The 13,804-nt window shown below is 66.5% G+C and carries 14 protein-coding genes and 1 pseudogene; 3 read left to right on the forward strand and 12 right to left on the reverse strand.

Annotated features, from left to right (window positions below):
* Window positions 1–56: 56 nt before the first annotated feature.
* From QOI01_RS18675 to QOI01_RS18715, 9 genes are read right to left on the reverse strand one after another with little or no spacing between them, the layout of a single operon-like run.
* Complete coding sequence (locus QOI01_RS18675; RefSeq protein ID WP_526383516.1) at window positions 57–980, reverse strand: carbohydrate ABC transporter permease; 924 nt, start codon at window positions 978–980, stop codon at window positions 57–59.
* Entirely contained in the window at window positions 977–1,870 is an 894-nt protein-coding gene (locus tag QOI01_RS18680) for a carbohydrate ABC transporter permease (RefSeq protein ID WP_526383518.1), read from the reverse strand. Before QOI01_RS18680 ends, QOI01_RS18675 begins: the two co-directional genes overlap by 4 nt.
* A 19-nt stretch (window positions 1,871–1,889) precedes the next feature.
* Window positions 1,890–3,185, reverse strand: a complete 1,296-nt coding sequence (locus QOI01_RS18685; protein ID WP_526383520.1) for an ABC transporter substrate-binding protein — start codon at window positions 3,183–3,185, stop codon at window positions 1,890–1,892.
* A complete protein-coding gene (locus QOI01_RS18690; protein ID WP_526383522.1) occupies window positions 3,182–4,504 on the reverse strand; it encodes an alpha-glucosidase/alpha-galactosidase in 1,323 nt (440 codons plus the stop codon). Before QOI01_RS18690 ends, QOI01_RS18685 begins: the two co-directional genes overlap by 4 nt.
* On the reverse strand, window positions 4,501–5,442 hold the full coding sequence (locus QOI01_RS18695; protein WP_526383524.1) for an EamA family transporter: 942 nt from the start codon (window positions 5,440–5,442) through the stop codon (window positions 4,501–4,503). Before QOI01_RS18695 ends, QOI01_RS18690 begins: the two co-directional genes overlap by 4 nt.
* A 12-nt stretch (window positions 5,443–5,454) precedes the next feature.
* The gene (locus QOI01_RS18700) at window positions 5,455–6,405 is read right to left on the reverse strand and encodes an N-acetylglucosamine kinase (RefSeq protein WP_526383526.1); all 951 of its coding nucleotides are present in this window, start codon (window positions 6,403–6,405) and stop codon (window positions 5,455–5,457) included.
* Window positions 6,398–7,537 (reverse strand): SIS domain-containing protein, encoded by a 1,140-nt coding sequence (locus QOI01_RS18705; protein WP_526383528.1) that lies wholly within the window; start codon window positions 7,535–7,537, stop codon window positions 6,398–6,400. Before QOI01_RS18705 ends, QOI01_RS18700 begins: the two co-directional genes overlap by 8 nt.
* Entirely contained in the window at window positions 7,530–8,882 is a 1,353-nt protein-coding gene (locus QOI01_RS18710) for a D-tagatose-bisphosphate aldolase, class II, non-catalytic subunit (RefSeq protein ID WP_526383530.1), read from the reverse strand. Before QOI01_RS18710 ends, QOI01_RS18705 begins: the two co-directional genes overlap by 8 nt.
* A complete protein-coding gene (locus QOI01_RS18715) occupies window positions 8,879–9,745 on the reverse strand; it encodes a class II fructose-bisphosphate aldolase (protein ID WP_526383532.1) in 867 nt (288 codons plus the stop codon). The genes QOI01_RS18710 and QOI01_RS18715 overlap by 4 nt, the downstream gene beginning before the upstream one ends.
* Before the next feature lie 138 nt (window positions 9,746–9,883).
* Here QOI01_RS18715 and QOI01_RS18720 point away from each other — a divergent pair, with 138 nt between their 5' ends.
* Entirely contained in the window at window positions 9,884–10,669 is a 786-nt protein-coding gene (locus QOI01_RS18720) for a DeoR/GlpR family DNA-binding transcription regulator (protein ID WP_526383534.1), read from the forward strand.
* Here QOI01_RS18720 and QOI01_RS18725 read toward each other — a convergent pair whose 3' ends face one another.
* On the reverse strand, window positions 10,670–11,524 hold the full coding sequence (locus tag QOI01_RS18725) for an LLM class F420-dependent oxidoreductase (RefSeq protein WP_526383536.1): 855 nt from the start codon (window positions 11,522–11,524) through the stop codon (window positions 10,670–10,672).
* A 112-nt stretch (window positions 11,525–11,636) separates the two neighbouring features.
* Between QOI01_RS18725 and QOI01_RS18730 the strand changes: the two genes are divergently transcribed.
* Window positions 11,637–12,212: a TIGR03086 family metal-binding protein gene (locus QOI01_RS18730; RefSeq protein ID WP_526383538.1), complete on the forward strand. Its 576-nt coding sequence runs from the start codon at window positions 11,637–11,639 to the stop codon at window positions 12,210–12,212.
* Here the strand turns inward: QOI01_RS18730 and QOI01_RS18735 are convergent.
* Window positions 12,195–12,602 (reverse strand): 9-bladed beta-propeller domain-containing protein, encoded by a 408-nt coding sequence (locus QOI01_RS18735; RefSeq protein ID WP_526383540.1) that lies wholly within the window; start codon window positions 12,600–12,602, stop codon window positions 12,195–12,197. The genes QOI01_RS18730 and QOI01_RS18735 overlap by 18 nt on opposite strands.
* A 46-nt stretch (window positions 12,603–12,648) precedes the next feature.
* Between QOI01_RS18735 and QOI01_RS18740 the strand changes: the two genes are divergently transcribed.
* Window positions 12,649–13,653: a PHP domain-containing protein gene (locus QOI01_RS18740; protein ID WP_526383542.1), complete on the forward strand. Its 1,005-nt coding sequence runs from the start codon at window positions 12,649–12,651 to the stop codon at window positions 13,651–13,653.
* Between the two features lie 8 nt (window positions 13,654–13,661).
* Here the strand turns inward: QOI01_RS18740 and QOI01_RS18745 are convergent.
* Window positions 13,662–13,804 (reverse strand): annotated as a pseudogene (locus tag QOI01_RS18745) (DNA polymerase IV); the annotation flags it as partial.

Consider the following 13,804-nt stretch of genomic DNA (forward strand, 5'->3'; position numbering starts at 1 on the left):
GCCCGCGTAACGCCGCGTGACATCGCGGAACTCGACTTCTGCCAACGTCTTGCCTCTCAGCCCTTGATGCCGGTACTGGCCACCGATTGGACGAAATATCTCTGCGCGCCGATGAACACCAGCAGCATCGGCAGCAGGCTCATCACGTTGGCCGCCATCAGTAGCGGCCACTTCACCCGATGGGCACCCTGAAAGTAGCTCAGCCCCAACGGAACCGTCATCTGGTCCTGTGAGGTGATCACGATCAGGGGCCACAGGAAGTCGTTCCACGACGTGAGGACGGTCAGAGCGGCCAGCGTCGACAGCGCGGGCAACGACAACGGCAGCACCATCTTGAACAGCACGCCCAGACGTGAGGTCCCGTCGACGCGCGCGGCCTCCTCGAGCTCCACGGGCACGGTCATGAAGAACTGGCGCAGGAAGAAGATGCCGAAGGCCGTCGCGAGGTTGGGCAGCATCAGCGCGCCGATGTGGTCGATGCCGAGCACTTCGGCGACGTTGTCGCCGAACCACTTCACGATCAGGAACACCGGAATCATGGTGACCTGGAAAGGCACCATCAACGTCGCCATCAATACGACGAAAAGCGCTCCGCGACCGAGGAATCGGATCCTGGCGAAGGCATAACCCGCCAGGCTGCAGACGATCAGATTGCTGACCAGCACGACCAACGTGACGAGCGCGCTGTTGAGGAAGAACTGCGCAAACGGTGCTGCGTTCCACGCCTCGGAGTAGTTCTCGAACCTCGGATGGGCTGGGAAGAGGACCGGCGGGAAGCGGTTGGCTTCACCCTCGGTCTCCAACGAGGTGACCAACATCCACAGCAGCGGGACGATCAGCAGGAAGGACAACGGGACGAGGACGAGATGCCACGGGCTGAAGGGCAGCCGCAGCCGGCGCCTGTGTCGTGGCGGTGGCGTCGAACCCTCGCCTGCAACGGGTTTCGCGGGTACCGGTGGAGTCACCGTATCGGCGCTCACGAGTAGTGCACGTATCTACGAGCGATGCGGAACTGGACGGCGGTGATGACCAGAATCACGACGAAGAGCGCGTAGGCCATCGCGGCGGCGTACCCGGCGTCGAAGTGCACGAAGGCGCGGTCCCACAGGTAGTAGACGATGACAGTGGTCGCACGCAGCGGGCCGCCGCGCGTGGTCGCGTAGACCTCGTCGAAGAGCTGTAGCGCGTTGATCGTCAGCCACACCAGGAGGAACAGGTTCGCAGGCCCGAGAAGGGGCACGGTGATGGTGCGAAAACGGGTGAACGGACTCGCGCCATCAATCGCCGCCGCCTCGTGCAGCTCGGCGGGGACCCCCTGCAGGGCAGCCAGATACACGATGACCGAGAACCCGGTCCAGCCCCAGATCGTCATCGCGACTATCACGAACAGGGCCTGCGAAGGTGAGGCCAGGAACGGTTGCGATGACACCCCGATCGCGTTGAGCGCGGCGTTGACCAGTCCGTAGTCCCGGTCGGTCAGCCACAAAAAGATGATGCCCTGCGAGATCGTGGAGACCGCCATCGTGACGTATGCAGCGGTCCGGTACACGCAGATGAAGCGCAGCGAGCGGTTCATCGCCGCGGCGACGAACAGCCCGACAAGCATGGTCCCTGGGACGAACAGCACCGTGTAGACGATGGTGTGCTTGATCGACTCCACGAAGACCGGGTCCTCGGCCAGCTTACGGTAGTTGTCGAGCCCGACCCAGGGGGTCTCCGGGGTTAGCAGGTCGGAGTGCTGGAACGACAGTTGCAGCGACATCAGGACCGGGAGCAGACCGAAGATCCCGATCAGCACCACCGCCGGACTCGCCAGTGCCCAGCCGCTTGCGTTCTCCGACCGGGCGATTCGGCCCAGCAGCGAAGGCACGGAAGGCGCGGAAGGCACGTTACTTACCGGCGAGTGCTGCGTCGGCGGCCTGAGCTGCGGAGTTCAGCGCGTCTGCGGGCTGGTCCTTGCCGAGCATGACGGACACGATCGCCTGACCGAGCGCCTCCGAGATGGCGGGGTACTGCTCGACCGTCGGCCTGGCCTTCTTCACGTTGGACAGGTTCTGCACGAAGACGCCGACGCCGGGCAGCTGCTCGTCCATCTTGGTGACTACCGCCTGGTCCTGACCCACCGAGGTGCGCGTCGGCAGGTCGCCGGTGCCCAGGGAGAAGGTCTTGACCTGCTGGGGAGCGGTGAGCCACTTGACGAAGTCGACGGCCGCCTGTTTGCGCTTGTCGCCGTTGTCGAACACCACCCAGTTGTCCGGTCCGGAGATGGTCTGATGGTCACCGCTCGAGCCGGCGAAGGTGGGCATCACCTGCACGCCGTATTCGATGTCGGACAGCGAGCTCAGATCCCACGGTCCGGTGACGAGCATCGCCACCTTGCCGCTGTTCATCAGCTTGGGGCCGTTCTCATTGGTGGTGTCCAGGTACACCGACTTATCGGTGACGGCCATCTGCTGCAGCGTGGTCAGTGCCTTGACACCCGCCTCGGAGTTGAACGTCGCGTGCTCGTTGTCCGGCGACAGGATGTCGCCACCGGCCTCCCACAGCATGGGAAGGTAGTGCCAGACGGTGTCCTCGCTGCCGTCGGCGGGGATCAGCCAGCCGTACTGTCCCTTGGCGGGATCGGTGAGTTTGGCTGCCGCGGCGCGGAAGTCGTCCCACGTCCAGTTCGCGGTCGGCGGCTCGATCCCGGCGTCGGCGAAGAGTTTCTTGTTGTAGACGATCGCGAGGTTGTCAACCAGCGCAGGCACCCCGACCGTCTTGTCCCGGACCGTCGCCGCGGCCCGCTCGGCGGGATAGAAGTCGTCCCACTTCCAGTCCGGCTGCGACACCGCCGAAGTCATGTCGACGAGCTTCGGTATCTGCGCGATGTTCGGCGACCACGACCCGAACATGTACGCGACGTCGGGCGCGCTGTCGCCGCGCACCGCGGTCAGCACCTTCTGCAGCACCAGGTCGTTGCTGGAGTACAGCTCGCTTACCTGGACGTCGGGATGCTCCCTGTTGTACTGATCGATCAGAGACTTGAACACGGTGCCCTCGGTGTCCTGATAGCCGTGCCACACGGCGATCTTGGTGGGGCCCGACGACGACGAGTCACCTCCTCCTCCGCAGGCGGCCAGAACGAGAGCGAGTACCGCAACCAATGTGATTGCGAGTCGTTGGTGAATCACTGAGCGAATCACAGTTGGTACTCCTTCGTGGACGTTGTGCGAAGAGCTTCGGGCAACAGGTCGCCGTGCGCGGCGGTCAGTTCGTCGCACAGCTTCCAGATCTGGTCGACGGTCAAGGTGGCCGCCGTATTGGGGTCGACCATGGCCGCCGCCCGCACCAGGCGCGCATCACCGTCGACGGCCGCGCGAACGGCGAGCTCGACCGGGCCGAGGAAGTTGCGGTTGAGCGCGGCGCACTGGGGCGGCAGCTCGCCCACCTTCATCGGGTGTGCGCCCAACGCGTCGAGCACGGTCGGGACCTCCACGGCCAGACCAGAGGGCAGGTTGGTGATCAACCCGTCGTTGGCCATGTTGGCCGAGATCACCCGCACCGTTCCGGTCTCCAGGGAGTGGATCACCTGTGGCGCGTACTCCGTCGAACCCCTGTCGATCTCGAGCGACTGGGAGGCAGCCAATTCCCCACGGACCCGGGCATATTCGGCGAGGTTCGCCTCGCTGATCGACACATACTCACCGACGTTGATACGCAGACGATCGACTTCACTCGCGTGACGTAGATACCACGGGACGTACTCGCTGGAGTGTTCGCTCGTCTCGGTGGGGTAGTAGCCGAGCCGTCTATACATGTCGACCCGCACCCGTCGGCGTAGCTCCGGGTCGGAGGCGATGCGCTGATCCAGGAGTGGATACAGATCCTGCCCGCCGCGCTCCCACCGCAGCACCCACGCCTGATGGTTGACCCCCGCAGACCAGTACGACACCTCGTCGAACGGCACGTCGATCAGCTCGCACAGTCCGACCATCGTCCAGTACACGGAATGGCACAACCCGAGCACCTTCAAGCGAGGCGCGACGTGGTGCAGGAACGTCACGTTCATGGCCATCGGGTTGGTGTAGTTGAGCAGCCAGGCGTCGGGGCACACTTCCAGCATGTCGCGGGCGATCGCGGCCAGCACCGGGAACGTGCGCAACCCGCGGAAGATGCCGCCGACTCCGATCGTGTCGCCGATGGTCTGGTTCAGCCCGTAGGACGCCGGGATCTCGAAGTCGCGCACCGTGGCGTTGTGCATGCCCACCTGGATCACGTTGATGACGTAGTCGGCACCCTCGAGTGCGCGGCGGCGGTCCAGCGACGCGACGACGTCGGGTTGGACGCCGGCTGCACGGGCCGTGGCACGTGCGATCGCCTCCGCGGTCTCGAGGCGTTCGACGTCGATGTCGTGCAGGACGACCCGGACCGACCCGAGCTCCGGGAACGAGAAGATGTCGCCAAGCAGCTCGCGGGTGAACTCGACGCTGCCCGCGCCGATGATGACGATCGTCGGCTTCATGCCCGGTCCCTGGATGATTCCAGCAACGCCGCGCTCGGCGCTTCGCCGCGCTTCTCGTCGCTGTAGACCATCAGCGTCGAGCCCACGAGTGCCAGCACGATGCCTGCCGCGCCGTAGGGGGTGGGCAGCGTCTGGTAGGCGATGAGGGACACGACGATGGTGAGCGCGGGTGCCAGCGCATTGGTGGTGGGCGCCACGATGGTGGCCTTGCCCCGGCTGAACGCCATCACCAGGAACAGCGCGCCGACGGCGTTGAGCAGCTGGGTCCCCGCCGTCAATGCCGGTGCCTGCCAGGGGAAGTCAATGGGAATGTCGCCGAGGGAAAACAGGGCCACTGGGATGAGAATCAGCGCGCTGATCGCCATCCAGCCGAAGGTGGTGGCCTCGTTGACGCCGATCGTCGCGGTCTTGCGCATGAAGTACGCCTGTACGCCCCAGGCGATACAGATCAGGATCGCCAGCGGCAGCCACGGCCCCGACGAACCGTCGGAATCGGCACTGGTGACGCTGAACAACACGATCGCGGCGAGCGCCGCAACGAGCCCGACGACCGCCAGTCTCGAGATGCGTTCGCGCAGTAAGACCATGGCCATCACGACCGTGATCGCCGGCGAGAGGGACACGATCGGGAAGATGAGATAGGCCGGCCCCATGGTCAGCGCCTGAAACAGCACGAGCTGGCCGCCAGCGCCCGTCAGCCCGATCAGCAGGCCGTACACCGTCGCCTGGGGCCGCCGGTCGAAGCGTTGGCCACGAAGGGCGAACGCCGCAGGAATGATCATCGTCAGCGCCCAGATGCTGTAGATCATCTCGTCGGGGTAGCCGTACTTCGTCGCGGGCAGGGCGGAGAACGCCCCCCACACACCCCAGAACAGGATGAGCAGCGCGGCGTAGAAGATCCAGCTGCGGGTGTTGGTGGCGGTCGGTGCATCGGTCATGGTGCCTTCACCTCATCGAATCGAATTGGGGGACAGCGGATGACCGCTGTGCTTGGCGGCGTACAGCGCGGCGCCCACCGCGGGGTCGAGCAGCGGGAGTCGCAGGTCGTACTTGGCGGGCAGTCGCCCGAGGGCGTTGCGGAACAACGCGAGATACCCTTCGTCGGAGAACATTCCGCCGGAATACGAGACCGGCACGAGCTCGGGGTCGGTGAAGCCGACCAGCACGCGGGTGGTCTCGACCAGCGTTGCCAGCTCCTCGGCTGCGGCGGTCAAGATACCCGTCGATGCCTGGTCCTCGTGGCGGGCGGCTTCGCAGACCGTGGTCGCCAGGGCAGCGATGGAGCCGCGGTTCCCGCCCCACTGCTCGATGACGAGCCCCACCGCGTCCAGGTCGCTGGAGATCTGCAGGCGCTCCCTGATCAGGTCGTAGAGCGGTGCGCGGGCCAGCCTGCCGTCGCTCATCCGGCTGAACGCGTTCAAGCCTTGCGTGGCAATCCAATACGCCGAACCCTCGTCGCCGAACAACTCACCCCAGCCGCCGACCCGGTGCCCCGTGCCCAGCCGCTCGCCGTAGGTCATCGACCCCGTGCCGCTGATGACGTTGATGCCGTCTTCGCCGGCGAGCGACCCCGCCCATCCGCAGACCATGTCGTTGTCGCAGCTGTAGCGGTCGTGTCCGAGGACTCGCCCCGGGACGGCGTCGAGCTGCTCGACGTCGCCGCTGGCCTCACCGTAGCCGGGTAGCCCGAAGAAGGCCGAGTCGATGTCGGATGGTTCGATCCCGGCCTGCGTACAGATGTCGGTGATGCCTTGGGTCAGAGCGCGTTCGACGACGCCGAAGCCCTCGGCGAAGTAGTACGAGCTCGGGGCAGTGGCACGCGCGAGGACGCGGCCGTCGGCATCGATCAGCGCGAACGCCGTCTTGGAACCTCCGCCGTCGACTCCCAGGTATCTACTCATCGTCTGCCACCACCATCGGGTAGATGGTCACCCCTTGCACGACCCGGCTCACTTCGCCGGACGGGAACGGATTGTCCGGCGTCTTGCCGTATTCCAGCGATGTGAACAGCGCGAGATACTGTGCGAACACCAGGTAGGCCAGTGCGACCGACGAGTCGTCGAGACCCACGAGACCCGGCAGCACGACCGCCTGCCCGAGAGCATCGGGAATCGGCTCGGTGCTGATCACTGCGACGCTGTCCGGGCCGAGTTGCGCGCGGATCTCAGCAATCATGTCGAGGTCGTAGCGGCGGGTGTAGGGATCTCCCGAGACGTAGATCACCGCAAGCGTGTCCGTGTCGAGCACCGACTTGGGTCCGTGCCGGAAACCGAGGGGCGAGTCGAAGTAGGTCACGACTTCACCGGCGGTCAGCTCCAGCAGTTTGAGCGCCGATTCACGGGCCAGCCCCACCAACGGACCGCTGCCCAGGTACACGAACCGTTGTTTCTTCGATTGCGCAAGCGCCCGGATGTCGGACTGACGCTCGACGACGTATTGGGCGGCGCGGGCCAGTGCCTCGACGTCGCCCGGCTCGGCAGGTCCCAGCAAGAGCAAGCACGACAACAACATCGACGTCAGGCTGGAGGTCATCGCGAAACCGACGTCGTTGGTGCGCTGCGGCATGAAGACGACCAGCGAGTTCGCCCGACCGCTGTGTGCCCGGCCGAGCTCGCCGTCGCGGTCACAGGTCAGGACGAGATGCCAGACGTCGTCGACGAGTTCGTCGGCGAGTGCGGTGGTCGCCAGGCTTTCGGGGCTGTTGCCCGATCGGCCGAACGAGACGAGCAGCGTCGGAGTGTGCCGCTCCAGGTGGTCCAGCGGGCTGGCGACGATGCTCGTGGTGGCGATCGCCTCGACGCGGCGGTCGAGGTGTCGCCGTAGCGCGGGCGCAGCGATCACGCCTGCGAATGCCGAGCTGCCGGCACCGGTCAGGATGACCCGCAGGTCGGGCCGACTGGTCGCCTCCCGCAGGAAGCCTGCGGCGTGCTCGTCGAGGTTCTCGGCGACCTCTCGCCAGGCGTCGGGCTGCTGCCCGATCTCGAGAATGGTTGCGCCGCCGTCTTCTTGGGTGGGTATGGGGGTGTTAATCATCGACCTCTCCAGTAGTGCTGCATGCCCGGGCATAGGGGCGCAGGGCGTCGCGGACCCGGTCGACGACCAGGGCCTGCGGGGTGAATTCGAGGCGACCGGCGCGGATCCGGTCGTACTGGCCTGGCAGGAACTGGCTGATCAGCGGCAACGGTATGCCGGTCCGGTCCAGGTTGGCCAGCAGTGTCGCCCGCGCCGCCTCGATCTCGGCGTCGGCCCAGTAGTAGCGGAGCCGGTCGCTGTAGCTGTACCGCCGGGCGGTGCGCTGGGCGATGGGACTATTGCTCCCCCTGTCGCTGCGCTCGCCCCCGGCCGCGTAGTAGCCCTCCCAGTGCTTGGGATCAGCCAGCATCCGACGCTCGACGACCTCGATCAGGTTCGACCGGGACGGCCTTGCGACGAGCTCCGACTCGATCCTGGAGAGTGCGAACAGCGCTTCCCGCATCGCGAACGTCAGTGCGGGACCGACCTTCAGGATGGCCCAGTGGTCTTCCACGAGCTCCCGCAACTGCGCCGGTCGTTGATAGTCGGTCGAGTGCGCCTCGAAGACCAGGTTGCCTTCGGTGTCGAGGACGTGACGTAGTTCTGCGGTGGCGCCGTGGTCGTAGTCGATGACGCTGAGGTGATCGAACTCCACCCCGGGCTGCACGACCAGCGCCACGACCCGCGGCCACACGTGATCCAGCCCGACTTCGGCGAAGGCGGCCCGGTGCGCGGCGATGGTGCGCCGAGCCCGGTCTGCCGACGTAGGAGTCAGGTGCTCCAGCGTCTCGTGGGCACCGCCGGGAACGGGCACCTCGGTGCCGATGACGTAGACCGGCCGGTCGATGTCGAGGCGGTGCGCTGTTTCTTCGGCGACCCGCAGCAGCCGGGCGCTGCGGTCTGCCACGACCTCGTCGCTGAGCGCGGCCGGATCGTCGGCGCAGGACATGCTGCAGTCCAGGTGGATCTTGGAGTATCCGGCTTCGACGTAGGCGGAGATCAACACCTCCGCGTTGGCCATCGCCGCACTCGCCGGTTGTAGTTGCCAGCGATTGGGACCGAGGTGGTCACCACCGAGGACGATGCGCCCGCGAGGGAATCCGGCAGCGTCGGCGATGCCGAGGACCAGGGCGCGGAAGTCTGCTGGCCGCAGACCGGTGTAGCCGCCGAACTGGTCGACCTGGTTGGAGGTGGCTTCGATCAGCACGTAGCTGCCGTCGGCGGCGGCCTGGGCGATGGCTGCCTGCACCACGGTGGGATGCGCCGAGCACACCGAGTAGACACCGACGGGCTCACCGCCCTTGTGGCGGGCGATCGTCTCGGTCAGGGGGTTGACCCGCAGCGCGGGGGGAACGGTCTGGCTCATCGCGCCGCACCCACCCCGGCCGCGAGGGCGCGACACAGGTCCGCGACGGTGTCGCCGATGGCCTGGCGTCCGGCAGTCACGTACCTCCGCGGATCCGTTGCGGAAGGGTTGGCGGACAGCGCTTCTCGGATCGCGCCGGTGTAGGCGACGTTGAGTGCGGTTCCGACGTTGACCTTGCGGATCCCTGCGGCGACGGCCCGTCGAAGCTGATCGTCGGGAACGCCCGACGAGCCGTGCAGCACCAGCGGTACCGGGACGTGGGCGGCCAGGTGGGCGATCAGGTCGATGTCGAGTTGGGCGTCGCGGGCGGTCATGGCGTGTGAGCTGCCCACCGCCACGGCCAGGGCGTCCACCCCGGTCGCCTCGGTGAAGTCCGCCGCCTCATCCGGATCGGTGCGGGCGCCCAACGCGTGCGCGTTCAGCTTGCCGCCGATCTCGCCCAACTCGGCTTCGACCCACAGGCCGGCCCCATGGGCGTCCTGAGTGAGGATGCGCGTCCGTTCGACGTTGTCCCGATACGACAGGTGTGCGGCGTCGACCATGATCGAGGTGGCTCCGAACCCGGCGGCCGTTGCGATCGCCTCGGCGATCAGGGCCACGTCCTGAAAGTGATCGAGGTGGATGGCCAGCGGAGCCGAGGAACGCTCCGCGATCTGCGCGCAGGCCGACAGCAGTGGGGCGATGCGGCCACCGTGGAAACCGACCGTGTTCTCGCTGATCTGGATCAGCGCGGTGGTCCCCGCTCGCTCCACGCCGTCGGCCACACCCTCGACGTGCTCGATGGTGATGACGTTGAACGCGAGGACGGCGGTGCCCGCCGAGGTTGCCGACGTGACGAGGTCTCCGGTGGCGGCAAGGGTCACGACGTCAACCGCCGAATCGGAGGGGCTGTCGGTTGCATGGATCGATCATGGGAAGATCGCTCAAAGCGCGCAATGGGAAGCGGCTAAACGATCAGGAAAACTGATCGTGTTCACCATCGTCTCAAGGAGTCAAGAGCGTTGTCGATCAAGCGCACCGATCGCATGCGCGAGGTGCTCTCACTGTTGCGTGACCGGGGAGAGGTCGCGTCCCGGGTGCTGTGCGCGGAACTGAGCGTCTCGTCCGCGACGCTGCGCCGCGATCTGACCGACCTGGAAGAGCAGGGCCTGCTGGTGCGGACCCATGGCGGTGCCCGGGCGCTCGACCCCAGTGGCAGCGAGATCCCGGTGCGCCTGCGCGACCACCGGATGATCGCCATCAAACGGCGAATCGCCCGGCACGCCGCGGCGCTGATACCGGCGGGCCCGCAGGCCGTCGCGCTGACGGGGGGTGTGACCACCGGCGAGGTCGCCCGATCGCTGAAGGGCAGGCCCAACATGACGATCGTGACGAACTCGCTCACGATCGCGGCCGACTGTGCCGTCGATGCTCACATGAAGGTCATCATGACCGGCGGACTGGTGAGGGCCAATTCCCTTGAGGCCGTTGGCCCGATGTCCGAGCATGCCTTTCAGGTGATCACGGTGGGCACCGCGATACTCGGTGCCGACGGCATGTCCGCCGAGGTCGGTGCGACGACCTACGACGAAGCTGAGGCGCGTACCGCAATTGCCATGGCCGCCAACGCCCAACGCGTCGTCGTCGCCGTCGACGGCTCCAAGATCGGCAAGGTCACGCTCGCGAAGATGGCCGCGCTGGACCAGCTAGATCACCTGGTGACCGACTCGACCGCCGACGTCAAACAGCTGGAGCGGATCGCGGAGTACGGCGTTCGTGTTCACGTCGTCGACGTGGGAGACACGTGATCAGGGCGTGCTGAGCAGCCCGGAGTCGCGAATCGCCTCGGCCAAGGGTTCCAGCACTGCCGGGTCGTACGGCGGCGGCAGGTAGATGATCGCGAGATCCAAGCCCTCCTCGCCCAGCGCTCCGGCTTCGCCGACGACCTTGGCGTAGTCGCGATCCTCGCCGAGCCGAACGTGAGCCGAGAGGGTGATCTCCTTCGGGTCGCGGCCGATGTCCGCGCAGCGGGCAGCGAGCACGTCGCGCTTGTGAGCGAACTCCTCGGGCGTTCCGCCGACGAAGTTCCAGTGGTCGGCGTACTTCGCTGTGATGGGCAGGGTGCGCTTCTCACCGCTGCCGCCGATGCAGATCGGCGGGTGCGGCTGCTGCGGTCCCTTGGGCTCGTTGCGCGCATCCTTCAGCTGGTAGTACTTGCCGTCGAAGGTCGTGGACTCCTTGGTGAGCAGGCTGGTCAGGACCTCGCAGGCCTCCTCGAAGCGGTCGAAGCGCTCCTTGATGCCGCCGAGTTCGATGCCGTAGGCGCCGGACTCCTCCTCGTTCCAGCCGGCGCCGATGCCGAGCTCGAGGCGACCGTTGGAGATGACGTCCAGTGCCGCGGCCATGTTGGCCAGCACGGCGGGGTGGCGGTAGTGGATGCCGGTGACGAGCACGCCGACGCGCAGCCGCTTAGTGGCCTGGGCCAGGGCGGTCAGGGTGATCCAGCCCTCGAGGCACGGGCCGGACGAGTCGGAGAAGATCGGATAGAAGTGGTCGAACGTCCAGCCGGACTCGAAGACGTCGATGTCGTCGGCGGTCTGCCAGATCGGCAACATCTCGGACCAGGTGGTGTTCTGCGGTGAGGTCTTGAAGGCGAATCGCACTCGACCAAGCCTAGACCCGCAAGCTGGACGTTGCCTTCTGCTCTTCGCACAGGTGCTTATCGACGCGCGATGAGTTTTGGGTCCGGGCGATGTCGGTATGGGCATGATCGACATGACTTCGGCCTCTGTGAGTACGACTGCCGTCCTGGCTGCTGTGAAGGACGACCAACTAGACGCGCGTACCCCGTGCGAGAAGCTTTCGCTGCGTGAGCTGGTCGCCCACGTGGGCGGGCTCGGCGGGGCGTTCGCCGCGGCCGCGCGAAAGGACCTCGGTGAACTCACCGACTCGCCACCGAAGGACGGTGGCTACCGCCTGGACGACGGCTGGCGGGAGCAGTACCCGGACAACCTGGCCGGGCTCGCCGAGGCGTGGCGCGACCCCAGCGCGTGGGAGGGCATGACCCGCGTCGGCGGCGTCGACCTGCCGAGCGAGGTATGCGCGATGGTCGCGTTGACCGAGGTGGTGATCCACGGCTGGGACGTCGCCGTGGTCACCGGACAGGACTACGAAGTCGACGACGAGGTGGCCGACGCACTGCTAGCGCACATGGCGAGCTTCACGGCGGCGGGTCCCGTCGAAGGACTGTTCGGGCCCGCCGTCGAAATCGGTTCTGATGCAACGGCGTTCGAACGGTCACTGGCACTCAGCGGTCGCGACCCGGGTTGGCGGCTAGCTCGGCGGGACTAGGGACATCAGTTCGGTTCCGTCGTTGGATAGCTGGACCAGGGTGGCGTTGATCCGACAGATGCGCGCGAGTGAGTCGACCTGAGCAGGCAGGGTCCACAATGCCTCGCACGTGTTGCGGTCGCGCGCCTTCGCCAGCGTGCCTGCACTTCGGTTGGTGACCTCGAAGACGAACACCGAACCGTCGGTTCCGAGGAAGTTCCGCATGTTGAAGTCGCACGCGGGTCCCGTGCTCTCGGTCTTCAGGTCGGTGGAGGTTGGCGGCAGATCGCCCAGTTCCTGGGCGGCGGGGCCGCTGCGTCGTGGGAGTTCGTAATCCTGCGCGCCGATCGGACCCCATTCGGATGGGGAGTCTGTGCCTCGTACCGACAGCGGTGGAACGCTGAGGGGCATCCCCGGGGTGTAGTCCACAGGCCCGCTAGAGGGCACACTGGATCGTATGGACCCAGTGGCCGCGCTGCGTGAGATCGCGTACTACAAGGACCGCGCCCGCGAGGACTCGCGCCGGGTGATGGCCTACCGCAATGCCGCAGACACCGTCGAGCGGCTCGACGACGCGCAGCGCGAGACGCACGGAAAGGCCAACTCCTGGCAGTCGCTGCCCGGCGTCGGCCCCAAGACTGCGAAGGTGCTCGCTCAGGCGTGGGCTGGCCGCGAACCCGAGACGTTGGTTGAACTGCGTTCCACTGCAAAGGATCTCGGGGGAGGAGAGATCCGGTCTGCGCTGAAGGGCGATCTGCACTTGCATTCCAACTGGTCGGATGGGTCGGCGACGATCTCGGAGATGATGGCCACGGCGAAGTCGCTCGGCCACGAGTACTGTGCGCTCACCGACCATTCGCCGCGGCTGACGGTCGCCCATGGACTTTCACCGGAACGACTCCGCGAGCAGCTCGACCTCATCGACGAACTGCGAGAGACGTTCGCCCCCATGCGAATTCTGACCGGTATCGAGGTCGACATCCTCGACGACGGAAGCCTCGATCAGGAGGACGAGCTACTCGAGCGCCTCGACATCGTGGTCGCCAGCGTGCACTCCAAACTCGCGATGGACTCCGCGGCCATGACGCGTCGCATGGTGCAGGCGGTCTCCGGCGGGCGGGCCGACGTGCTCGGCCACTGCACCGGCCGGCTCGTCGAAGGCGGCAGGGGTACCCGGGCGGAGTCCAAGTTCGACGCCGAGAAGGTGTTCACCGCGTGCCGCGATCACGGCACCGCAGTGGAGATCAACTCGCGGCCCGAGCGGCGTGATCCGCCGACGCGTCTGCTGAAGATGGCGCTGGAGATCGGGTGTGACTTCTCCATCGACACCGACGCTCACGCGCCGGGACAGTTGGACTTCCTCGGCTACGGCGCGCAGCGCGCGCTCGACAATGGCGTTCCCACCGAGCGGATCGTGAACACCTGGCCGGTGGAGAAGCTCTTGGAGTGGACGAAGGTCTGACGCCCGGCCTAGCCCGGCATGGTCGGCATCTCCAGTCCTGGATCACGGCCGAGCAGGACGCCCCGCATCACCGAAGCATTCCCGAAGCGCTGCCGCACCTCGTCGACCGCCGAATCGAGGGCCAACAGATCGGCGGCGGAGCCTGCAGGCC

Source organism: Mycobacterium sp., assembly GCF_032162605.1.
In the GTDB taxonomy this organism is placed as follows: domain Bacteria; phylum Actinomycetota; class Actinomycetes; order Mycobacteriales; family Mycobacteriaceae; genus Mycobacterium.

What these genes read in the sequence shown, in the direction of transcription:
- QOI01_RS18700 (WP_526383526.1), bottom strand. Translation starts at nt 6,405, where the DNA reads ATGAGTAGATACCTGGGAGTCGACGGCGGAGGTTCCAAGACGGCGTTC.
- QOI01_RS18735 (WP_526383540.1), bottom strand. Translation starts at nt 12,602, where the DNA reads ATGCCCCTCAGCGTTCCACCGCTGTCGGTACGAGGCACAGACTCCCCA.
- QOI01_RS18705 (WP_526383528.1), bottom strand. Translation starts at nt 7,537, where the DNA reads ATGATTAACACCCCCATACCCACCCAAGAAGACGGCGGCGCAACCATT.
- QOI01_RS18695 (WP_526383524.1), bottom strand. Translation starts at nt 5,442, where the DNA reads ATGACCGATGCACCGACCGCCACCAACACCCGCAGCTGGATCTTCTAC.
- QOI01_RS18710 (WP_526383530.1), bottom strand. Translation starts at nt 8,882, where the DNA reads ATGAGCCAGACCGTTCCCCCCGCGCTGCGGGTCAACCCCCTGACCGAG.
- QOI01_RS18730 (WP_526383538.1), top strand. Translation starts at nt 11,637, where the DNA reads ATGACTTCGGCCTCTGTGAGTACGACTGCCGTCCTGGCTGCTGTGAAG.
- QOI01_RS18690 (WP_526383522.1), bottom strand. Translation starts at nt 4,504, where the DNA reads ATGAAGCCGACGATCGTCATCATCGGCGCGGGCAGCGTCGAGTTCACC.
- QOI01_RS18740 (WP_526383542.1), top strand. Translation starts at nt 12,649, where the DNA reads ATGGACCCAGTGGCCGCGCTGCGTGAGATCGCGTACTACAAGGACCGC.